The organism is Agromyces neolithicus (assembly GCF_039529735.1).
Classification (GTDB): domain Bacteria; phylum Actinomycetota; class Actinomycetes; order Actinomycetales; family Microbacteriaceae; genus Agromyces; species Agromyces neolithicus.
Genome location: NZ_BAAANJ010000004.1, coordinates 334,436 through 354,928, shown reverse-complemented (window position 1 = coordinate 354,928; position 20,493 = coordinate 334,436). Strand labels below are relative to the sequence as shown.

Genomic DNA, 20,493 nt, shown 5'->3' with positions numbered 1-20,493 from the left:
CGCAAACGGAACAATCGGGAGAGTTCCGCGAGCAGGGGGCGTGAGTGGTGTGATTCCGTCGTATGTGATCGGAATCATCGCAGAAGAATCGGCGTCTATTCATGTCTGCGCACTGTGGCGAGAAGGGTCGCCTGGATCTGCTTGGATCGAGAGGGTTGCATCAGCGACCGTCGACCTCGGAGGGAACCGAATGAACACCGCACGTCGCGCTGCAACCGTCTCGATCGCGCTCGGGGTCCTGCTGCTCACCGGATGTGCTGGCGCTGCCGCCGAAGACACTGCCGCACCCGAGTCGACGCCGGTCGCGACTGCCGAGGCCGAAGCTCCGAGCGGGCAGACCGTTGGCGAAGCCTGTGCGTTGATGCAAGCGAGCCTCGAGGAGCTCGCGAGCTACACGACCGGTGCTGATGCCGCCGAGCTGATGAGCGACCCCGCGCGCGGGGTCGAGTTGTTCCACACGACCGACGCAGCGATGCGTGCTGCTGCCGAGCAGGTGACCAATGAAGATGTCGCTGCCGTCGCCACCGGCGCCGCCGACGCGATGAGCGAGTACACGGAGTACCTCGACGGCGTCGTCGCCGATCCCGCGAACATCGACATGGCTGCGCTCGGCGAGCAGGGCGCATCGCTGCAGGCGGGCATCGGCGCGCTCGGCGAGGTCTGTTCCGCAGCCTGACGAGCGCGATCGATCACCGCGTCGAGAGCGGCACGACGACCTCGTCGAGCACGCGACCTCGGTGCGCCGGTGCTCACGTGATCGACTCGGTCGCACGGTGACCTTCCGCGGCCGCGCCTCGCGGGCATAGGCTGGCCGACGATACGCCCGTCATCGATGTTGGGGGTCGTCCGATGAAGACGCAGGCACCGATCGGGGACATCGCCGACTGGGGCGAGCCCGTCGCGGCCGGGGCGATCGCGTGCGAGTTCGACTATCCGGTCTACCGGCGTGATCCCGAGCAGGGTCCGAGACCCATGGTGATCCTCCTGCAGGAGCTCTTCGGCATCACGCCGACGGTCGTCGGCCTCGGCGACCACCTCGTCGCGCAGGGCTTCTCGGTGGCGATCCCATACCTGTTCGGGGCGCCCCACCACGATGCCCGCCAGGCGCTCATGCCGCTCGCGCAGGCGCGCATCTGCATCACGCGCGAGTTCCGGGCGCTCGGACTGCGGTCGCAACGGGGATTCAGCGTGAAGCTGGGTGCGCTCGCCGAGGCACTGAAGACCGATGACTCGCCACGCGGTGTCGGCGTCATCGGCATGTGCTTCACCGGAGGGTTCGCGCTCGCTGCGGCCGTCGACGATGCGGTCGTCGCGCCGGTGCTCAGCCAGCCCTCGTTGCCGTATGCGTTGCCCGGGCCGTGGAGTCGCGCCCTGCCGGTCGGTCGTGAGGAGATGACCGAGATCACCCGGCGTGCGCGCGACGACGGGCTCTGCGTGCTCGGACTGCGCTTCAGCGACGATCGCATCTCGCCGAAACAGCGTTTCGCGGCGCTGAAGCGGCGCCTCGGCGACGCGTTCGAGGTCATCGAGCTCGACTCGTCGTGGGGCAACCCCGGCGCAAACGGGTCGATGGCGCACTCCGTGCTGACCGCCGAAGTGCGCGAGGAGCCGCCGAACGAGGCGCACCGGGCGCGCGATCAGGTCGTTCGCTTCCTGAAGCGGCGTCTCACCTGACTGCACGGGCTTCAGCCGATCGTGGCGCGCTCCTCGCCCAGCATCTCGAGGTAGTGCACGTTGGTCATGACCCCGAGCACGTTGCCGAACGGATCGATCACCGATGCGGTGATGAAACCCGGGCCGTGCTCGGTGATCGGCAGCAGGGTGGTTGCGCCGAGATCGATCAGCCGCGCGACGGCCGCCTCGAGGTCGTCGACGTGCCAGTGCACGATCGGCCCGGTCGGCGCCGCCGACCCCGCCAGTGCGCTCGGTGCGAAGCGTCGGTCGATGAAGCCGAGCTCCTGCTGGTGGTCGCCGATGCGGAACTCGACGTACGCGGCGCGACCGTCAGGAGCGGGGCGGTTGAAATACGGCTCGATGCCGAGCACCTGGGCGTACCAGGCCGCGGCCTCGGCCGGGTCTTCGACGTAGCAGTTCACGGTGGCGATGCCTCGCAGCATGGTCGCTTCTTCCTGTCATTCGGCGACCCGATGTCGTCGTTGAAATCAGGATGCCGCACAGAAGTGCTCACCTTCTGACTACTTTGTCGACGAGAATGGAAACATGCGGGCAGACCGACTCGTCGCCACCCTGCTGCTGATGCAGGCACGGGGCCGGGTTACTGCGCGCCAGCTCGCTGACGAGCTCGAGATCTCGGTCGCAACCGCTCGTCGAGATCTCGAAGCGCTCTCGGCCGCAGGCGTGCCGGTGTATCCGCAGCCGGGACGCGGCGGCGGGTGGTCGCTGCTCGGCGACGGGCGAACCGACCTGAGCGGGTTCACCGCATCCGAGGCGCGGGCCCTCTTCCTGCTGCTCGGGCCTCGGGCCGGCGAGTCCGCCGCGGCCGCGTCGGCGCTGCGCAAGGTGATGCGGGCGCTGCCGCCGACCTTCCGCGCCGATGCCGAGGCTGCGGCCGATGCGGTCGTCGTCGAGTCGGGCGGCTGGGGAGCACCCGCCTCGACACCGGCCGCCGTGCACCCACTCCAGCTCGCGGTCGTCGAGCGCCGGCTCGTCGGGTTCAGCTACGCGGCGTGGGGCCGGGAGCCCGTCGACCGCATCGTACGACCACTCGGCCTGGTCGACAAAGGGGGCCGCTGGTACCTCGTCGCCGACACCGACGGCGGCGTTCGCAGCTACCGCGTCGACCGCATGACCGACATCGAGGGGCGCGACGAACGATTCGAGCCACCAGCCGGCTTCGACCTCGATGCCGCATGGTCGAGCCTGTCGGCCGAGATCGAGCAGACCCGGGTGCGCACGACCGCGACGGTGCTCGTCGACCCTGAGGTCGAAGCGGAGTTCCTCGGGTGGGTCGGGCAGGCGGAGTCCAAGGGTACATCCGTCGACGGTCGCACGATCGTGCGCGTCGCAGGCCAGACCGATGAGGTGCTGGCTCGCCGGCTGGCGGCGTGGGGTGCGCATGCCGAGGTGATCGAGCCGCCCGCGTTGCGGCAGCTGCTGGCCGGGTTCGGTGCCGCCCTCACGGCGAGGTACGGCGACGATGGGCCGAGCGACGCCGAGACATCGAGCGACGGCTCGGGCCGCGGTTACGCGTCGGGCGACGCGTAGACACGCTCGCCCTCGACGAAGGTCTGCAATACCCGGGTCGCGCCGATCTGCGAGGGCGGGCCCGCGAACGGGTCGCGGTCGAGCACGACGAGGTCGGCGAGCTTGCCCACCTCGATCGTGCCGGTGTCGTCGAGGTGGTTCACGAACGCCGACCCTGCCGTGTAGGCCGTGAGCGATGTGGCGAGGTCGATCGCCTGCTCGGGAAGGAAGGCGTCGTAATCGCCCTCTTCGTGCCCGGGCGGCGCCAGGCGATTCACGGCCACGTGGATCGCCGCGAGCGGGTCGGGAGTCGACACCGACCAGTCACTTCCGGCCGCGAGCACCGCGCCCGAGCGCAGCAGGTCGCCGAACGGGTACTGCCACGCATCGCGGGGCGAGCCGAGGAACGGCAGGGTGAGGTCGACCATCTGCGGTTCGAGGGCCGCCCACAGCGACTGCATGTTCGCGACGACACCGAGCTCGCGGAACCGCGGAACGTCCTCTGGATGCACCACCTGGATGTGCGCGATGTGGTGGCGGTGATCGTTCCGGCCGTTCGCGGCGATCGCGTGCTGTACGGCGTCGAGGCACTCGCGCACCGCGCGGTCGCCGATCGCGTGGAAGTGCAACTGGAAGCCGAGCGCGTCGAGCTGCGGCGCGGCCGCGTTCAGCCGTTCGGGTGGCACGAACGAGATGCCCGAATTGTCGGTGAAGTGCCCATGCCCGTCGCAGTACGGCTCGAGCATCGAGGCGGTGAAGTTCTCGGCGACGCCGTCTTGCATGATCTTGATGCTCGTGGCGGCGAAGCGACCCCCGCGGTAGCGCTCGCGTCGTTCGACGAGCGACGGAATCTGCTCGAGACCCGCCGTGCGATCCCACCAGAGCGCGCCGACGACACGTGCGGTGAGCTTGCCGGATGCCGCGGCGGCGAGGTACGCCGGACCGGGATCGCCCGCATCGCCGTAGCTGCCGACGATCGCGTCCTGCCAGGCGGTCACGCCGAAGGAATGCAGGTACTGCTGGCCCAGCAGCAGCGCCTCGGTGAGGGTCTCGACGCTCGTCTCCGGCAGGTGCCGGTTCACGAGCGACATCGCGCCTTCGTGCAGTGTGCCGGTCGGCTCGCCCGAGGCATCGCGCTCGATGCGCCCGTCGGCCGGGTCGGGCGTGTCGCGATCGATGCCGGCCAGGCGCAGCGCCGCCGAGTTCACCCACGCGCCATGCCCGTCGCGATTGGGCAGGAAGGCCGGCCGATCGGGCACGACCCGGTCGAGCGCCGCAGCCGTGGGCGTGCCGCCGGGGAACGCCGACATCTGCCATCCGCCGCCGAGCACCCACTCGTCGTCGGCGTGCGCCGCCGCATACTCGCCGATGCGCGCAAGGTACTCGGGCTCGGTGCCGAGCGGTGACAGGTCGCAGCGCATCAGGTCGAGACCGCCCCAGACGGGGTGCACGTGCGCGTCCTGGAAGCCTGGCAGGAGCATCCGCCCCGTGAGATCGACGACCTCGGTCGACGCCCCGATCAGCTCGCGGACGTCGTCATCGGAACCGACGGCGACGATGCGCCCGCCGGTGACGGCGACGGCGCTCGCCCGCGACCGTACCGTGTTCGAGGTGAAGACGGGTCCGCCGGTGAAGACGAGATCGGCGTGTGGCATGGGGAGTCCTTTCGGTTTCGTCGGTCGAGTAGGCGCGCCAGCGCCGCATCGAGACCCGGTATCGAGACCTTGGGATCTCGATATGGCCTGGCGGCCTACTCGATCGGCGGTGGTCAGTTGCCGGTCATCGTGCGGGCGATCTGCGTCGCCGAGTCCCCGGCCCGTCGCAGCACGAGCGCGACGAGCCCGAGCGCGACGAGCGTGAGCACGAGCATGATCGTCGACACCGATGCGATCTCGGGTCGCAGCCCGCTGCGCAGGGCGCTCAGCACGTAGACCGGCCACGGCGTCGTGCCCGACACCTGCACGAACGCCGCGATGATCGTGTTGTCGAGACTCAGCGTGAACGACAGCAGGAAACCGGCGAGCACCGCGGGCATCGCGAGCGGCAGGGTCACCCGGCGGAACGTGGCGAGCGGCTTCGCGTACAGGTCGGCCGACGCCTCCTCGAGTTGCGCGTCGAGCCCCACGAGCCGGGCACGAACGATGTACGAGACGACGGCGGTCGCGAACAGCGAGTGGCCCACGACGAGTCGCACGATGCCGTCGTTGAAGAGTGCCAGCCCGGCGTCTTGGCCGAGGAACACGAGCCACGGCAGCAGCGCGACGGCGTCGACGATCTCGGGCGTCACCGAGACGAGCAGCAGCAGGCCGATGAACCAGAAGACCCATTTTCCGGGATGCCGCGCCATCGCGATTCCCGCGAGGGTGCCGAGCACCGTGGCGACGAGGGCGGCGATGGCGCCCGTCTGGATCGACACCCACACCGCGTCGCGGATCGCCGGCTTCGCGAGCAGTGCGACGAATCCGTCGAACCCGAATCCGTCCCAGGCGACGAGCAACCGGCCCGTGTTGAAGGCCGACACGATGATGACGATGATCGGGGCGAACAGGAAGACGAAGACGAGCACGCCCCACGCATTGAGCGCGACATCCGACCACGATTTGCGCGGTCCATGAGCTTGCGATGTCCTGAGCTTGTCGACGGGTCGAAGGGTCACGAGCCGACCTCCTGGAGTTCGCGGTCGTCGACGGCAGCATCGGATGCCGCGACCGCCGCATCGCCGAGCACGAGCCGGTTGCGCGACCGGAACGGCAGGGTCACGAGCCACACGACGAGCGCGCCGAGGGCGACGGTGACCATGATCACGAGGATGAGCAGCACCGCCATCGCCGAGCCGAGCGCCCAGTTCTGCGCGGTCTGGAACTGGCTGGCCACGAGCTGGCCGACCATGTTGCCCCTCGCGCCGCCGAGCACGGTCGCGGTGATGTAGTCGCCCATGAGGGGGATGAAGACGAGCAGCACGCCCGCAATGACGCCCGGCCGGGCAAGGGGCAGGGTGACGCGGGCGAACGTGCGCCACTTGCCCGCGCCGAGATCTTTCGAGGCCTCGCGCAGCGGGTTGCCGACACGATCGAATGCGACGTAGAGCGGCAGGATCATGAGCGGCAGGTAGTTGTAGACCACGCCGATGAGCACCGCCGTGCGCGTGTACAGGATGTCGAGGGGGCCGTCGGTGAGACCCACCCCCTGCAGCAGCGTCGAGAGCCAGCCCTCTGGCGCGAGAATCACCTGCCAGCCGATCGTGCGCACGAGGAAGTTCGTCCAGAACGGCACCATGACGAGCGCGATGAGCAGGCCGCGTCGTGACGGCGGTGCCTTCACGGCCATCCAGTACGCGACCGGCAACCCGATCACGAGGCACAGCGCCGTGCCCGCCAGACCGATCCAGAGCGTGTTCAGGAACGTGGCGAAGAACGTCGGCGAGAGCGCCTCGAGGTAGCGGTCGAACGACAGCACGTCGTTGGCGTGCGTGCCGAAGATGCCCGGCTTGTAGCCGAAGCTGAACCAGACCACCATTGCCACCGGCGCGACGAAGAAGATGGCGAGCCACGCCCACGCCGGAACGGCGAGGGCGAAGCGCGGCATTCGAAGGCTACGCACCGGCGGCGGCCTTCGTCTTGTTCCAGATGTCCACGCGAGCCTGCTGCGCGTCGTTCACCTCACCCTCGCGCATGGTCTCGATCTGCTCGGGAGTGAAGAACACCAGGTCGAGCATCGGCAGCTCGGCAGCGACCGCCGCCTCTTCGATGCCCGTCGCGCCCGTGTGGTAGCCGATGTAGTCGAGCTGCAGCAACTGGTTCTCGGGGGTGAGCACATAGTTGATGAACGCGTGCGCGGCCTCGGGGTTCGGGGCGCCGGTCGCGAGCGCCCAGTTGTCCATCCAGATCTCGGTCTCGGGGCCCGGGAACACCCACTGCCAGCGGTCGGGGTCGGGGCTCTCGAGAATGCCGATGCGCGCGTCGCCGTTCCAGACCTGCATGAGCGCGTGCGTGCCCTGTGGGATCGCCGCGCCGCCCGGATACGAGTCGAACGCCGCGATGTTCGGTGCGAGCGTGTTCACGAGGAAGTCTTCAGCGGCGGCGAGATCGGCCTCGTCGGTCGTGTTCCAGTCGATGCCGTTGGCCCAGAAGTACATGCCGGTCAGGTCGCCCGGGTCGTCGAGCACCGAGGTCTGGCCGCTCGCCTCGTTCTGCGCGGCATCGAGGAAGTCGTTCCAGGTCGCGAGCTCGCGGGTGATGACGTTCTTGTCGTAGACGAAGCCGGTCGTTCCCCACGCCTTGCAGATCGAGTACGCATTGTCGGGATCCCATGCGCGGCCGAGGAATGCCGGGTCCATGAACTCGAGATTCGGGATGAGGTCGAGGTTCAGCTCCTGCAGCAGGCCGTTCTCGATCATCTGCGGAATGAACACCCCGGTCGGCACGACGATGTCGTAGCCCGAGGTGCCCTTCGCCGCAACGAGCTTCGAGATGAGCTCCTCGTTCGAGCCGAACGAGTCGAGCGTGATGGTGGGGCCGAGTTCGTCGGTGAACGCGGCAAGCACGTCGGGGTTGTCGTAGTCGCCCCACGTGTAGATCGACAGCTGGTCTTCGAGGGCGCCGCCGGTGGGCTGGGGCGCGCCCGACGTGCCGCCGCCGGGCGTGCACGCCGCGAGCAGGCCGGTCGCGCCGGCCGCGGCCGCGAAGCTGAGGAACCGGCGGCGCGAGAGCTCACTGCGAATGACCTTCGCGGCGCTCTCGCTGGCGAGGATGCGGACGGGTTTGCGGGTGTTGGTCATCTCGTGCTCCCTCTGGACGGGGTGGGGTGGTTGGGGTCGGTCAGAGTGTGGGCGGCGCGACGTAACCGCCGGCGAGGGCGGCGTCGTCGGCGGGGAAGAGCAGCACGCTCTCAGCGCTCCAGCTGCACACGACGGCATCGCCGACTGCGAGGCCGGGCGACTCTGGGGTCGGGCGACGCGCGATGAGGCTCTGGTCGTCGCCCAGGCGAACGAGGAACTGCATCGTCTCGCCCAGGTGCGAGAGGCCGATCAGCTCGCCGCGGGCGACATTCACCCCAGCGGATGGTTCGCCCGGGGCATCCGCTTCGATGCGAACGTTCTCGGGGCGGACCGCAGCCTGCCCGCGCTGCCCGTCGACCAGGTCGGCGCGCGTGCCGCGCACCAGTGCGTGCGGGGAGTCGACGGCCACGCCGCCCTCGGTGACCGTGCCGCGGAAGAAGTTCTGCTGCCCGACGAACGCCGCGACGTAGGCCGACGACGGCCGGGCGTAGACCGTGTCGGCATCGGCGAGCTGCTCGATGCGACCGTCGCGCATGATCGCGATGCGGTCGCTCATCGAGAGGGCCTCGCCCTGGTCGTGCGTGACGAACACGAACGTGATGCCGAGGCGAGACTGCAGCAGTTTGAGCTCGAGCTGCATCTCTTCGCGCAGCTGCCGGTCGAGGGCGCCGAGCGGCTCGTCGAGCAGCAGCACCGACGGGCGGTTGACGAGGGCTCGGGCGAGCGCGACACGTTGCTGCTGGCCGCCCGAGAGCTGGGTGGGCTTGCGGTCGGCGAACGTGCGCATCTGCACGAGGTCGAGCGCCTCTGACACCTGCTCGCGGATGGCCGACTTGGGTGTGCGGCGCTGCTGCAGCCCGTAGGCGACGTTCTCGGCGACCGACATGTGCGGGAAGAGCGCGTACGCCTGGAACACCGTGTTGACGTTGCGCCGGTAGGGCGGGGTGCCCAGCACGGATCGTCCGGAGATGCGGATGTCGCCGGCGTCGGGCTGCTCGAAACCCGCGATCATGCGCAGCGTCGTGGTCTTGCCGCACCCCGATGGACCGAGCAGTGAAATGAACTCACCCGCCTCGATCGTGAGCGACATGGCGTCGACCGCGGTCGCCTGGCCATAGCGCTTGGTGATGCCGTCGAGCACGACGGTGCCGTCGGATTCGGCCCGATCGGTGGGGGAGGCCGCCGGGGCCTCGCTGGTCGCCGCTGTCACCTGATGGCACCTCCGGGTTCGCCTGCGCATCATTGCGTTGCTGGCCATTCAAGCTGGCGCTGCTCATCTGCGCAATGCGCCAAGCCTCGCCCGATACAAACCATCGCACGATCGCGTGCGGCCCGACAGATCGTCTGGCGAGGTGTTACACGAGCGCAACCCGCACTGCCGACCGGGAGCTCGCCGAGCCGCACCGATCACGCGAAGCCGAACAGCGGCGGGAAGGCGAGCACGATGATCGACGCCCAGCCGAGGTAGACCGGAAGGTAGCTCGTCTGCCAGCGCTCGACCGTGCCGAACGGCACGCGCCGCCGCACGAAACCGACCTGCAGCCACCACGCCCATGCGAGATTCGCGAGCAGGATCAGGTTCAGCCCGAGCGATGCCGTCTTGTTCGCGCTCCATCCGAACTCACCCGTGCGGGCCACCATCGCGACGAGCACGACGACGTCGACGACGAGCGCGGCCGCGAGCATGAGCACCTGCAGCCGGTCGAACCAGCCGGGGGCGAGCTCGGGGTCGCGTGCCGAGATCGAGTACACGAGCAGCGCGACCGCCACCACGAGCACGAGGTCGAATGCGATGAGCAGGTCGCGGCTGCCGTCGGCGAGGTTCCATTGCACGACCGCCGCGACGATGAGGGCCAGCATCATGATCGTGAAGAGCGGGGTGAACACCTTCGTGAGCACTGGTGCGATGTTCTCGATGACCCGCTGCTTCGCGCCGACGAGCCAGGCCGCCACGAGCACCGCTCCCGCGGCACCGCATGGCAGCACCCACTCGCCGATGAACGGCAGCACGTCGACCCCGATCGATCCGAAGACCGCGACCGTGAGCCCGCTCAGGGCGCCGCCGACGAGGGCGATGAGCACGTAGTAGACCAGCCACTCGCCGCTGAACCGCACGAAGTCCATGCGAGCGCGGTCGCTGCGCCACTCACCGCCGGCGTCGACGATGCCCGTGACGAGCCAGAGCGCGGCGATCGAACCGATCGTCGCGAGCACGGCGGTCGCCGAGTTCTGTGACGCGACGGTGACCGTTGAGGACCCTCCGTCGAACGGGTAGAGGTTCAGCGCGAGAGCGACGACCGCGAACGACGCGGCGACACCGACGATGGTGGCGAGCGGCGGGCGCCGCCGCCACGCGAACCAGGCCGCGAGGAACGGCAGCACGAGCACCGCGATGTTCCGGAAGACGAGTTCGGGATCGCCGGTGAGGAGGTCGGCGGCCTTCACGGCGATTCCGGCGCCGACGCCGAGCAGGAGGGCGACGGCGAGCCCGTTTGCCCGGCGCATGAGGGGCAAACCGCCGGATGGGACATCCGTTGCGCCCTCGATGCCGGTCTCGTCGGCGAGCACGAGCTGCTTCCAGAGCCGGCCGGAGTGCTCGGCGGCGTACTCGCGCGACAACTCGTCGATGGTGCCGAGGCGCTTGACGGCGATGAGGAACGCCTCGTCTTCGGTGAGGCCAGCGGTCGCCAGTGCATCGATGCGGTCGCGCAGGTGCCCTTCGAGTTCGACGATGTCGGACGTGCTGAGCGCATCGCGGCGCTGCATCCAATCGCGCCACGATGCGATGAGTTCGTCGACGCCGGGCGTGAGGTCTGGTGCCATCGCTCAGCCCGCCCCGAGGGCGATGCGCGGATGCCGGTCGTCGGGCCCGCCGGGCCAGACCTGGTCGAGCACACCGCCGATGACCGACCACTGCCGGCGTTGTTCGGCGAGTGTCGTCGCGCCTTGCGCACTGAGGCGGTAGTGCTTGCGCGGGCGCCCGGCGGGCGACTGCCGCCATTCGGACTCGACGTGGCCGAGTCGTTCGAGGCGGTGCAGCAGCGGGTAGAGCATGCCGTCGCTCCACGCGAGCTCACCGTCGGAGAGGTCGGAGATGCGCTGCAGGATCGCGTACCCGTACGACTCGCCGTCGGCGAGGATGCCGAGCACGACCGGTGTGGCCGCGGCGGCCACGAGGTCCTTGCCGATGCGCATGAGCGCCTCCATACCTTGAGGTGCCGGGTACCTAGAACTGCAAGGTATCAGTTCGATGCCGTGCGATGCCACCCGCCCCTGGAACTTCTGTCGGGCAGAAGAACGGCGAAAGTTCACCCCCCGATTCGTCGGGGCGGGGCGCTGCGCCGGGCGCAGAGTGGGTTCACAGCCACCGCACGACCCGAAGCACGAACGAACCACACGAACCAACCGCACGAACCACCGAAGGAGCACGACGATGAGCACCAACCGCCCCGGCGACCAGACCCAGACCGCAGCCGAGCTGCAGCTCGAGTGGGACGCGAACCCGCGCTGGAGCGACGTGCGTCGTGACTACACCGCCGAAGACGTCATCGCCCTGCGCGGCCCGGTCCGCGAGGAGCGCACGCTCGCCAAGCGCGGCGCCGAGAAGCTCTGGGACGACATCCAGCGCAACACCGGCACCGCGTTCGCACCGCAGGAAGACCCGCAGTGGTCGGCGGCGCTCGGCGCCCTCACCGGCAACCAGGCCGTGCAGCAGGTGCGCGCGGGCCTCAAGGCAATCTACCTGTCGGGCTGGCAGGTCGCCGCCGATGCGAACCTCAGCGGGCAGACCTACCCCGACCAGTCGCTCTACCCGGCCAACTCGGTGCCCGCCGTCGTGCGACGCATCAACAACGCGCTGCTGCGTGCCGGCCAGATCGAGCAGGGTGAGGTCTCGACAGGCTCGACCGACGTGAAGGACTGGATGGCCCCGATCGTCGCCGACGCCGAGGCAGGCTTCGGCGGTCCGCTGAACGCCTACGAGCTCATGCACCAGATGATCGAGGCGGGCGCGGCCGGCGTGCACTGGGAGGACCAGCTCGCGAGCGAGAAGAAGTGCGGCCACATGGGCGGCAAGGTGCTGGTTCCCACGAGCCAGCACATCCGCACCATCAACGCGGCGCGACTCGCGGCCGATGTCGCCGGCGTGCCGTCGATCATCATCGCCCGCACCGACGCCCTCGCCGCGACCCTGATCACGAGCGACCACGACGAGCGCGACAAGCCGTTCGTCACCGGCGAGCGCACCGCCGAGGGCTTCTACAACGTGCAGAACGGCATCGAGCCGGTCATCGCCCGCGGCCTCGCCTACGCCGAGTACGCCGACCTGCTCTGGGTCGAGTCGGCCGAGCCCGACCTCGACCTCGCGCGCCGCTTCGCCGAGGCCGTGCACGCGAAGTTCCCGGGGAAGCGCCTGAGCTACAACTGCTCGCCGTCGTTCAACTGGAAGCGCCACCTCGACGACGACCAGATCGCGAAGTTCCAGCGCGAGCTCGCGTCGATGGGCTACGCGTTCCAGTTCATCACCCTCGCCGGCTTCCACTCCCTGAACCACGGCATGTTCACGCTCGCGAAGGACTACAACGAGCGCCACATGTCGGCCTACGTCGAACTCCAAGAGGCGGAATTCGCCTCGGAGGCGTCCGGATACACCGCCACGCGCCACCAGCGCGAGGTCGGCACCGGCTATTTCGACCAGATCGCCACGGCGCTGAACCCCAACAGCGCCACCCTCGCCCTCGTCGGATCGACCGAGGAAGAACAGTTCAACCACTGACCCACCCTGCTGTGTGCAATTCAGGTCCGCCCTCGGCGTGTCGGCCCGACACTCCGATGAGGGACGGTGCGACACACGTCCGCACCTGAATTGCACACGGGGGGCAGCGAGCAAGGAGACCACGACCATGAACACCCTCACCATCGAGCGAACGGATGTCGCGACATCCGCTCGCCGTAACGAACCCCAGCCGACCACCGGAAGCTTCGAGACCGTCGACCCGCGGATCGAGATCACCGCGGCCCTCGGCGAACGCTACGAAGAGATCCTGACGCCCGAGGCGCTCGCGTTCCTCGCCGAGCTGCACGATCGCTTCGCTCACACGCGGCACGAACTGCTCGCCGTGCGGCTGCAGACGCGGGTCGATGCGGCGAACGGCCGCGACCCGAAGTTCCTGCCCGAGACGTCCTGGATTCGCGAGGACACGTCATGGCGCGTCGCGGGCAGCGCACCGGGCCTCGAGGACCGGCGCGTCGAGATCACGGGCCCGACCGACCGCAAGATGGCGATCAACGCGCTGAACTCGGGCGCGAAGGTGTGGCTCGCCGACCAGGAGGACGCCACGAGCCCGACCTGGGCGAACGTCATCGAGGGGCAGCTGAGCCTGTTCGACTTGCTCCGCGGCGGGCTCGAGTACACGAGCCCTGAGGGCAAGGAGTACCGCGTCGAGCGCCCGCTCGCCGAGACGCCGACGATCGTGATGCGGCCGCGCGGCTGGCACCTGGTCGAGAAGCACCTGAAGTTCCACGACCGCGCGGGGCGTGCGATGCACGCCTCGGGGTCGCTCGTCGACTTCGGGCTGTACTTCTTCCACAACGCGCACGCGCTGATCGCCGCGGGCCGCGGCCCGTACTTCTACCTGCCGAAGCTCGAGAGCCACCGCGAGGCGAAGCTGTGGAACGACATCTTCGTCTACGCGCAGCAGGCGCTCGGCATCCCGCAGGGCACCGTGCGGGCGACCGTGCTCATCGAGACGATCCAGGCCGCGTTCCAGATGGACGAGATCCTCTACGAGCTGCGCGACCACTGCGCGGGCCTCAACGCCGGCCGCTGGGACTACATCTTCTCGATCGTGAAGACGTTCCGGTCGCGGGGTCGACGCTGGGTGCTGCCCGACCGCAAGTCGATCACCATGACGGTGCCGTTCATGCGGGCGTACACCGAACTGCTCGTGCAGACGTGCCACAAGCGCGGAGCACATGCCATCGGCGGCATGAGCGCGTTCATCCCGAACCGTCGCGATGCCGAGGTCACCGAGCGGGCGCTCGCCGCGGTCGCCGCCGACAAGCGGCGCGAGGCGGGCGACGGCTTCGACGGCACCTGGGTGGCGCACCCCGACCTCATCCCGACGGCACGCGCCGAGTTCGACGCGGTGCTCGGCGACCGGCCGAACCAGGTCGACCGCCTGCGCGACGACGTCGAGGTGACGGCGGCGCAGCTGCTCGACATCCCGTCGGTCGGCGGCGAGGTCACCGAGGCCGGCGTGCACGACAACATCTCGATCGCGATCCGGTACATCGAGTCGTGGCTGCGCGGCACGGGCGCTGCCGCCATCGACAACCTGATGGAGGATGCCGCGACCGCCGAGATCTCGCGCTCGCAGGTCTGGCAGTGGCTCAACGAGAACACCGTCACGGCCGAGGGCACGCGCATCGACCAGACGTCGATCGTGCGCATCATGGCGGCGGCGGTCGCCGAGCTGCCGCGCTTCGAGGGCGACCGGTTCGACGACGCGATCTCGGTGTTCCGCACCGTGGCGCTCGAGCCCGAGTTCCCGACGTTCCTGACCGTGGGGGCGTACGCGCGGCACCTGTGACGTAGCGCAGGAGAATCGGTGCCATCACCTCCCGTGAGAGTGGGATGACGCCCATTCTCCTGCGTTGAGAACGCGGGCCCGCTCGGGTCGGATCCGGAGAACCCCGGAGGTGCGACGACCGGAGCGGGCCCGCCCATCGGTGCCGCCCCGGGCCGGGCCGGCCTGGGTCATGGACTGTCTGCCTCGGCCACAAGCCGATACCCCGCGAGACCGTCGGCGGTCCGCAGTACGTGCAATCCTCGGCGGCCCGACTCCGCCAACTCCCGCAGCGTGCCGACGGGCATTTCGAGCCCCGACCTCGGCGATCGCTCGATGTCGCAGGGCACATACGACGCACCTGTTTTCGTGTAATCGGTCTCGCCCGAGTCCGATTGCGTCCGACGATGTGAGCGTCGTACGGATGTCGCTGCGCGACCTCCTCAACCCGCAGGAATCGGAGTCAGCGCAGCGGCACCCGCACGTCGCTGCCGCCCTCGGGCGTGAGCCGGGAGTTCATCTTCACGAGTGACGGCGTGGGCACGAATCCGCCGGCGAACAGCGCCTCGCCCTGGCGGAACCACGGCGACCGGGCCAGTAGCGACGCCGGCGCGTAGCCGAAGTACGTGCCGAGTTCGGCGAGGTCGACCGGCGAGGTCATCTTCATGAGAGCGAGGTTGTCGCACTGCGACAGGATGCTGGGATGCACCTTCGAGGGGCGCTGTGTCGACAGCAGCAACCACAGGCCGAACTTGCGGCCCTCGGCCGCGATCTGCACGATGCGCTCGCGCACCGCGACGGCGAGCGGCGAATCGAGCCGGGGCGAGCAGAGGTTGTGGGCCTCGTCGATGACGAGCAGCACCGGCCGGCGCTCTTCGCGGCGGTCCCAGAGGTCGTCGAGCAGTGAGAGGGCGACGACGAGCTGCTGCTCGGGCGTCGAGAACCCGCCGAGGTCGAGCACCGTGGCATCGGGCCGCTGGCCCACGACGTCGGTGACGGCGGGCTGGTCGCCGGCCCACACCTCCCAGTCGAGCACGCCGAGGTTCTCAATGCGGTCGGCGAGCGGGTGCGAGTTGCCCGAACCTTGCGCCGCCTGGATCATCGGCAGCAACTGTCCGATGTCGCCGACGCTCACGATCTCTTGCAGGTGGATGAGGGTGTTGTACTCGTCGCGATCGGCGACGGGGTCGAGCCGCAGCACGGCCGCCTTCGACGGCAGGTTCATGTCGAGGAATCGTGCCCGTAGGCCGGTGTCGCCTTCACCACGGGGGCGAAGCACGCGGATGTCCCGTTGCGCGAGCCCCTCGGCGGTGGGCCCGCTCGCACCGGGGTTGAGCTCGCCGAGCCGCACGAAGTCGGAGTTGGGGTCGAAGATCACGACGGGCAGCGCAGTGTGCGCGACGAGCTGCTCGAGCACGACCCCGAGCGCGTAGGTCTTTCCCGAGCCGCTCTGCCCGCACCAGAACGTGTGGCGATTGAATCGGTGGGGGAGCAGTTTCGCCGGGCCGCCGGGCTCGGTCAGGTTGCGGCCGACCTCGAGCAGCGCGCCCGTGGTGGTGTGCAGCATCTCGATGGTCGCGGCATCGACCTCCTCGACCGTTCCCTCATCGAACGGGTGGCTGCGGGCTGTGTCGAGCGCGCCGTCGCCGAGCACGCCGATGAGTCGCCCGCGCAGGCGCACCGGTTGCGACTCGGAGCGTTCCTCGACGAGCGCGAGCTGCCGCTCGCCGCCGCCCGAGACGATGACGAGCGATCCGGCGATGAGGCCCGAGCCCGAGGCGTCGGCGACGACGAACGAGCGGCCGTCATCGGACCGGGCGAGTGGTGTGTTCGTTGCACGCATGCGCCGATCATCCCACTCCCGACGATGCCTCGGGCAGTGGCCCCTTCAGACGGGACTGCCGACTGCTAGCAGACCTCCATGAGCTGGATGCCGTGGCCGGTCTGGCGCTTGTCGAGCACGGCTCCGTTGGAGTTGCAGATCGCGTTGACGAGGAGGGCGAACCCCTCGCCGCCTTGGAAGTTGCCGTTCTCGCCCGGGAGTCCGGCGCCCTCCACGGTGCCCGGCGGCACGAACGCCCAGACCTGCGCTGCCCCCGGGAACACGCTGGGCAGCCACGCCCAGTTGCCGTGGATGATGGGGCCGTCGGTGCAGACGGCACCGCATGCAGCGGGCGGCTTCGAAACGTTCACGCAGTCGAGCGCGTTCGCTGCGGTGGGAATGAATACGAACGCCGCGGTCAGGCCGATCGCTGCGAGTGACTTCTTGAACATGCTTCCTCCGTCGTTGCGTTGGATACAGCAGAAGGTCGAGACCCGCAGCAGGGTTGGGCCTGTTCACAGACGCTACTCAGCACTGAAGATTTGTCAATACTGTTCGCGCGACGCCGGGATCCCGGCGTGAGCGATGGGTTGCGAGCGTCGGCTCGCCTGGCCGGCGCGCCTACACGACCACCGAGGTGGCCGCCGCGCGCCGTGCGATCCACCACGTGCCGAGTCCCGATCCGAGGAAGATCACCGCGAGCATCGCCCAGCCCGAGAAGCCGTGCTCGATCGCGGTCGCGTTCACCACGAGCGGTGCCGCGAGCGCGCCGACCGAGTAGCCCATCGAGAACACGCCCTGGTAGGCGCCCGCCCGCAGCGGATCGGCGAGCTCGAAGCTGAGCCCCCAACCACCGGCCTGCGAGAGCACCTCGGCGAACGCGTGCGCGAGCGCGGCGATCACGAGCACGGCGATCGCGAAACCCACGGGCAACCCGGCCGCGGCCGCGTACACGAGGCACGCGCCCGCCATGAGCCACGCGCTGATCGCCGAGACCCGTGCCGCGACGCGGAAGTCGTGCGTGCCCTTCGACAGCGGCACCTGGAAGATGACGACGACCACCGTGTTCAAGATGAGCAGCAGTGCGACGAGCACCTCGGGCGCCGCGGTCTCGCGTGCGATCCACAGCGGCACGCCCAGCTCGGCGACCCCGAATTGCATGCCGAACACCGCGCTGAGCGCGGTGAACACGAGGTAGCGCGGGTCGCGCCACGGTGAGCGGCGCACCCAGTCGCGGCGCGACTCGTCGGCGGCGTCGGCGGTGGCCATGGCGTCGACCGATCCGGTCGCGGTCAGCACCGACTCGACCGCGGGCCGCGGCGGCGCGTCGACCCGTGAGGGGAGCTTCACGAGCTGGAACAGCCCGAGCAGGTAGAGCACCCCCGCGCCGACGATGAGCCCGCGGTACGCCTCGGCGGTGCCGAGCGCGAGCGCGAGCGCGCCGAGCCCGGAACCGACCGCGATCGACAGGTTGGTGACGGTGCGCAGCACGGCGCGGGCGTGCACCCGGCTCTCGCCGTCGAACGCGCGCGCGATGATCGCCGATCGCGTGGAGTTCGCGCCCTGCTCGAACGCGCCGCAGATCACGGCGATGACGAGTGCCGTCACGAAGTCCCCGGCGAACACGTACGTGATCAGGGCGACGCCCTCGATCGCGGTGAACCAGATCACCAGGCGTCGTGCGCTGAACCGGTCGGCGAGCCATCCGCCCGCGAGCGATGCCACCACGCCCGCCGCGCTCGCCGCAGCGAGCACGATCGCGACCTCGTGCGGTGCGAGGCCCACGATGAACGTGAAGTACAGCACGGTGACGGTGAGGAAGATGCCGCGGCCGACCCGCGAGATGAGGGTCGCGCCGACGAGGATGCGCAGCACCGGATCCGAGACGGATGCCGCGAGCCGGGCGAACAGCCCCGGTCGCGGCTGCTCAGGTACGTGCATCGAGCCGGTGTCGAACTCGGGTGTAGAGGTAGGGCTCACGGAATCAGTTCTGGCAGAGACATCCGCTCGACGAAATTGATGTAGCGTTTCGCTTCATGTTGCGATACGTGCTGAACGAAGCGGATGTCGCGACCGTGCGCTTCGGCATCTCACCGCTCTGCGAACTGGGCCTCTCGCTGCGTGCCATCCGCGAGCCGTCGCGGTTCCCGTTGCAGCTGCCGTGGCTGAGCCGCACCGAGGCGGCGCGCGCCGATCTCGACCTCGATGCGCTCCTCGCCCTCATCGACAACCGCATGTGGACCCCCGACTTCCTGAACCCGCGCCCGGCGTCGCCGCTCACCCGACTCGACGACGAGTTCGCCGTGCTCGCGGCCGTTCCAGCCGACGAGTTCGTTCGCGACCTCGTGGCGGTGCACGGCCACGTGCCCGACGTGTTCGCCGGACCGCCCAGGGCCGCTGTGCGTCGCATCGTGCGGGCGCTGCGCGAACTGTGGGCGGCGACGTTCGAGCCGTACTGGCCGCGTATGCGCGCGGTGCTCGAGGCCGACGTCGTCTACCGCGGACGGCAGATCGCGCAGGGCGGCCTCTCGGTCATGCTGAACGGCATCTCGTCGACCGTGAGCTACTCCGACGGCGTCGTGTCGGTGCGGCTGAAAGATCCCAACGATCGCGTGCAGCATATCGATGGCAACGGCCTCACGCTCGTTCCGACGATGTTCACCCGGCGCGGGTCTGCGCCGGTCGGCGACGGGCCGCCGCTCATCATGTACCCGGCCCGCGGGCAGGGCGCGCTCTGGGAGGCCGAGCAGGTCGCGAACCCCGCGGCGCTCGCCGCCATCCTCGGCGAGACCCGGGCGAGCCTGCTCTCAGCCCTCGGCGACCCCGCATCGTCGACCGAGCTGGGCGTGCGTTTCGGCGTCACCGCGTCGGCGGTGAACCAGCACCTGCGCGTGCTGCGCGACGCGGGCCTGCTGGTCTCGACGCGCTACGGGCACAGCGTGCTCTACCTGCGCAGCGAACTCGGCACGGCCCTGCTCGAAGCGCCCAGACCGCCGGTCGAGTAGCGACGAACGAGCGTATCGAGACCTCGTCACCAGGTCTCGATACCGCGCTGGCGCGCCTACTCGACCGGCGGGATGGGATCAGGTGCGACGCGCAGCACGACCTTGCCGCGCACGTGGCCGGCCTCGAGCAGGCGGTGCGCCTCGGCGCCCTGCTCGAGCGGCAGTTCGCGGTCGACGTGCACGCGCACGGCGCCGTCGTCGATCAGCCGGCTGATCACCGCGAGCGTGCGCGCGTCGGGTACGACCGAGTACCCGGTGGCACGGATGCCCCGTGCCTCGGCATCGGCGGCCATGGTCGGCCACGACGCCGTGGGGATGTTGACGATCAGGCCGCCCGGGCGCAACACGTCGAGCGAGCGGGTGCCGGTGTCGTCCTGCACATTGCCGATGAGGTCGATGACCACGTCTTGGTCGCCCACGACCTCGTCGAAGCGCTCGCTCGTGTAGTCGATGACCCGGTGGGCGCCGAGCTCGCGCAGGAACTCGGCGTTGCGGGGCGACCCGGTGGTCGTGACGGTCGCGCCGAAGTACGCGGCGAACTGCACCGCGAAGTGGCCCACCCCGCCCGCGCCCGCGTGGACCAGCATGCGCTGGCCGTCGTGTACCCGGGCAGTGTCGACCACCGCGCCCCACGCGGTGAGCGCCGCGAGCGGCACGGCCGCCGCCTGCACGAAGTCGAGCGAGGTCGGCTTGGGGGCGACGCTGAGTGAGGTGGCCGCGACGAGCTCGGCGTAGCTGCCGCCGCCGCGTGGCACCCTCGCCATGCCGTAGACGTGGTCGCCCGGTTGCAGCGGGTGCGCCCCGTGAGAGGTGGCCTCGATGACGCCGGCGAAGTCGAACCCGAGCACGGCCGGAAACCTGAGCTCTGCCGAGACGCCCCGCCCTGCGCGCGTCTTCACGTCGATCGGGTTCACGCCGGCGGCCACCACGCGCACGAGCACCTCGTCGATCACGCGGCGCGCCGCGGGAACCTCGGCCAGGTGCAGTTCGCCTGCATCACCCGTGCGATCGATCACCAGTGCGCGCATCGTGTCGGTCATCGCTGCAGTCTTCTCCGATTCGTCACGAGGCGCGCGCGTGTCGCGGCATCCGCCGTGTTCTCCATTCTCACGCACCACT

At 69.5% G+C, this 20,493-nt stretch carries 18 protein-coding genes; 6 read left to right on the top strand and 12 right to left on the bottom strand.

What is annotated here, in order from left to right; translation table 11 throughout:
* The first annotated feature begins 190 nt into the window (after nt 1-190).
* Nucleotides 191-676: a hypothetical protein gene (locus ABD164_RS07130; protein WP_344294885.1), complete on the top strand. Its 486-nt coding sequence runs from the start codon at nt 191-193 to the stop codon at nt 674-676.
* Nucleotides 677-849: 173 nt separating this feature from the next.
* The gene (locus tag ABD164_RS07125) at nt 850-1,674 is read left to right on the top strand and encodes a dienelactone hydrolase family protein (RefSeq protein WP_344294883.1); all 825 of its coding nucleotides are present in this window, start codon (nt 850-852) and stop codon (nt 1,672-1,674) included.
* 11 nt (nt 1,675-1,685) lie between these two features.
* Here ABD164_RS07125 and ABD164_RS07120 read toward each other — a convergent pair whose 3' ends face one another.
* Nucleotides 1,686-2,117 carry a VOC family protein gene (locus ABD164_RS07120; RefSeq protein WP_344294881.1) on the bottom strand — a complete coding sequence of 144 codons (432 nt, stop codon included), beginning with the start codon at nt 2,115-2,117 and terminating at the stop codon, nt 1,686-1,688.
* A 103-nt stretch (nt 2,118-2,220) separates the two neighbouring features.
* Here ABD164_RS07120 and ABD164_RS07115 point away from each other — a divergent pair, with 103 nt between their 5' ends.
* Nucleotides 2,221-3,225, top strand: a complete 1,005-nt coding sequence (locus ABD164_RS07115) for a helix-turn-helix transcriptional regulator (protein WP_344294880.1) — start codon at nt 2,221-2,223, stop codon at nt 3,223-3,225.
* Here ABD164_RS07115 and ABD164_RS07110 read toward each other — a convergent pair.
* The 7 genes from ABD164_RS07110 to ABD164_RS07080 form a co-directional block, all read right to left on the bottom strand.
* Entirely contained in the window at nt 3,204-4,859 is a 1,656-nt protein-coding gene (locus ABD164_RS07110; RefSeq protein WP_344294877.1) for an amidohydrolase, read from the bottom strand. The genes ABD164_RS07115 and ABD164_RS07110 overlap by 22 nt on opposite strands.
* Before the next feature lie 113 nt (nt 4,860-4,972).
* Nucleotides 4,973-5,860: an ABC transporter permease gene (locus ABD164_RS07105; protein WP_344294875.1), complete on the bottom strand. Its 888-nt coding sequence runs from the start codon at nt 5,858-5,860 to the stop codon at nt 4,973-4,975.
* On the bottom strand, nt 5,857-6,789 hold the full coding sequence (locus ABD164_RS07100) for an ABC transporter permease (protein ID WP_344294873.1): 933 nt from the start codon (nt 6,787-6,789) through the stop codon (nt 5,857-5,859). Before ABD164_RS07100 ends, ABD164_RS07105 begins: the two co-directional genes overlap by 4 nt.
* A gap of 7 nt (nt 6,790-6,796) precedes the next feature.
* Nucleotides 6,797-7,981, bottom strand: coding sequence for a polyamine ABC transporter substrate-binding protein (locus ABD164_RS07095; protein ID WP_344294872.1), 1,185 nt, complete (start codon nt 7,979-7,981; stop codon nt 6,797-6,799).
* Between the two features lie 40 nt (nt 7,982-8,021).
* Nucleotides 8,022-9,191 (bottom strand): ABC transporter ATP-binding protein, encoded by a 1,170-nt coding sequence (locus ABD164_RS07090; protein ID WP_344294870.1) that lies wholly within the window; start codon nt 9,189-9,191, stop codon nt 8,022-8,024.
* A gap of 197 nt (nt 9,192-9,388) precedes the next feature.
* Nucleotides 9,389-10,804 (bottom strand): permease prefix domain 1-containing protein, encoded by a 1,416-nt coding sequence (locus ABD164_RS07085; RefSeq protein WP_344294868.1) that lies wholly within the window; start codon nt 10,802-10,804, stop codon nt 9,389-9,391.
* 3 nt (nt 10,805-10,807) lie between these two features.
* Nucleotides 10,808-11,176, bottom strand: a complete 369-nt coding sequence (locus ABD164_RS07080; RefSeq protein ID WP_344294866.1) for a PadR family transcriptional regulator — start codon at nt 11,174-11,176, stop codon at nt 10,808-10,810.
* A gap of 238 nt (nt 11,177-11,414) precedes the next feature.
* On the opposite strand from ABD164_RS07080, the gene aceA reads away from it, so the two are divergent.
* Together aceA and aceB are read left to right on the top strand one after the other, a co-directional pair.
* On the top strand, nt 11,415-12,755 hold the full coding sequence (aceA, locus tag ABD164_RS07075; protein ID WP_344294864.1) for an isocitrate lyase: 1,341 nt from the start codon (nt 11,415-11,417) through the stop codon (nt 12,753-12,755).
* A gap of 127 nt (nt 12,756-12,882) precedes the next feature.
* Nucleotides 12,883-14,571 carry a malate synthase A gene (gene aceB, locus ABD164_RS07070; RefSeq protein ID WP_344294862.1) on the top strand — a complete coding sequence of 563 codons (1,689 nt, stop codon included), beginning with the start codon at nt 12,883-12,885 and terminating at the stop codon, nt 14,569-14,571.
* A gap of 439 nt (nt 14,572-15,010) precedes the next feature.
* Here the strand turns inward: aceB and ABD164_RS07065 are convergent, their stop codons facing one another.
* From ABD164_RS07065 to ABD164_RS07055, 3 genes are all read right to left on the bottom strand, one after another.
* The gene (locus tag ABD164_RS07065; RefSeq protein ID WP_344294861.1) at nt 15,011-16,390 is read right to left on the bottom strand and encodes an ATP-binding protein; all 1,380 of its coding nucleotides are present in this window, start codon (nt 16,388-16,390) and stop codon (nt 15,011-15,013) included.
* A 65-nt stretch (nt 16,391-16,455) separates the two neighbouring features.
* The gene (locus ABD164_RS07060) at nt 16,456-16,821 is read right to left on the bottom strand and encodes a hypothetical protein (RefSeq protein WP_344294859.1); all 366 of its coding nucleotides are present in this window, start codon (nt 16,819-16,821) and stop codon (nt 16,456-16,458) included.
* Between the two features lie 169 nt (nt 16,822-16,990).
* On the bottom strand, nt 16,991-18,349 hold the full coding sequence (locus ABD164_RS07055; RefSeq protein ID WP_344294857.1) for an MFS transporter: 1,359 nt from the start codon (nt 18,347-18,349) through the stop codon (nt 16,991-16,993).
* Nucleotides 18,350-18,405: 56 nt separating this feature from the next.
* On the opposite strand from ABD164_RS07055, the gene ABD164_RS07050 reads away from it, so the two are divergent.
* Nucleotides 18,406-19,374, top strand: a complete 969-nt coding sequence (locus tag ABD164_RS07050; protein ID WP_344294855.1) for an ArsR/SmtB family transcription factor — start codon at nt 18,406-18,408, stop codon at nt 19,372-19,374.
* A gap of 56 nt (nt 19,375-19,430) precedes the next feature.
* Here ABD164_RS07050 and ABD164_RS07045 read toward each other — a convergent pair whose 3' ends face one another.
* Nucleotides 19,431-20,414, bottom strand: a complete 984-nt coding sequence (locus tag ABD164_RS07045; protein WP_344294853.1) for an NADP-dependent oxidoreductase — start codon at nt 20,412-20,414, stop codon at nt 19,431-19,433.
* Nucleotides 20,415-20,493 lie beyond the last annotated feature (79 nt).

Excerpts from the sequence above, each read along its gene's own strand:
- aceB (WP_344294862.1), top strand. The coding sequence starts at position 12,883 with ATGAACACCCTCACCATCGAGCGAACGGATGTCGCGACATCCGCTCGC.
- ABD164_RS07095 (WP_344294872.1), bottom strand. The coding sequence starts at position 7,981 with ATGACCAACACCCGCAAACCCGTCCGCATCCTCGCCAGCGAGAGCGCC.
- ABD164_RS07100 (WP_344294873.1), bottom strand. The coding sequence starts at position 6,789 with ATGCCGCGCTTCGCCCTCGCCGTTCCGGCGTGGGCGTGGCTCGCCATC.
- ABD164_RS07065 (WP_344294861.1), bottom strand. The coding sequence starts at position 16,390 with ATGCGTGCAACGAACACACCACTCGCCCGGTCCGATGACGGCCGCTCG.
- ABD164_RS07130 (WP_344294885.1), top strand. The coding sequence starts at position 191 with ATGAACACCGCACGTCGCGCTGCAACCGTCTCGATCGCGCTCGGGGTC.
- ABD164_RS07045 (WP_344294853.1), bottom strand. The coding sequence starts at position 20,414 with ATGACCGACACGATGCGCGCACTGGTGATCGATCGCACGGGTGATGCA.
- ABD164_RS07050 (WP_344294855.1), top strand. The coding sequence starts at position 18,406 with ATGTTGCGATACGTGCTGAACGAAGCGGATGTCGCGACCGTGCGCTTC.
- ABD164_RS07080 (WP_344294866.1), bottom strand. The coding sequence starts at position 11,176 with ATGCGCATCGGCAAGGACCTCGTGGCCGCCGCGGCCACACCGGTCGTG.
- aceA (WP_344294864.1), top strand. The coding sequence starts at position 11,415 with ATGAGCACCAACCGCCCCGGCGACCAGACCCAGACCGCAGCCGAGCTG.
- ABD164_RS07120 (WP_344294881.1), bottom strand. The coding sequence starts at position 2,117 with ATGCTGCGAGGCATCGCCACCGTGAACTGCTACGTCGAAGACCCGGCC.
- ABD164_RS07110 (WP_344294877.1), bottom strand. The coding sequence starts at position 4,859 with ATGCCACACGCCGATCTCGTCTTCACCGGCGGACCCGTCTTCACCTCG.
- ABD164_RS07085 (WP_344294868.1), bottom strand. The coding sequence starts at position 10,804 with ATGGCACCAGACCTCACGCCCGGCGTCGACGAACTCATCGCATCGTGG.
- ABD164_RS07125 (WP_344294883.1), top strand. The coding sequence starts at position 850 with ATGAAGACGCAGGCACCGATCGGGGACATCGCCGACTGGGGCGAGCCC.
- ABD164_RS07115 (WP_344294880.1), top strand. The coding sequence starts at position 2,221 with ATGCGGGCAGACCGACTCGTCGCCACCCTGCTGCTGATGCAGGCACGG.
- ABD164_RS07060 (WP_344294859.1), bottom strand. The coding sequence starts at position 16,821 with ATGTTCAAGAAGTCACTCGCAGCGATCGGCCTGACCGCGGCGTTCGTA.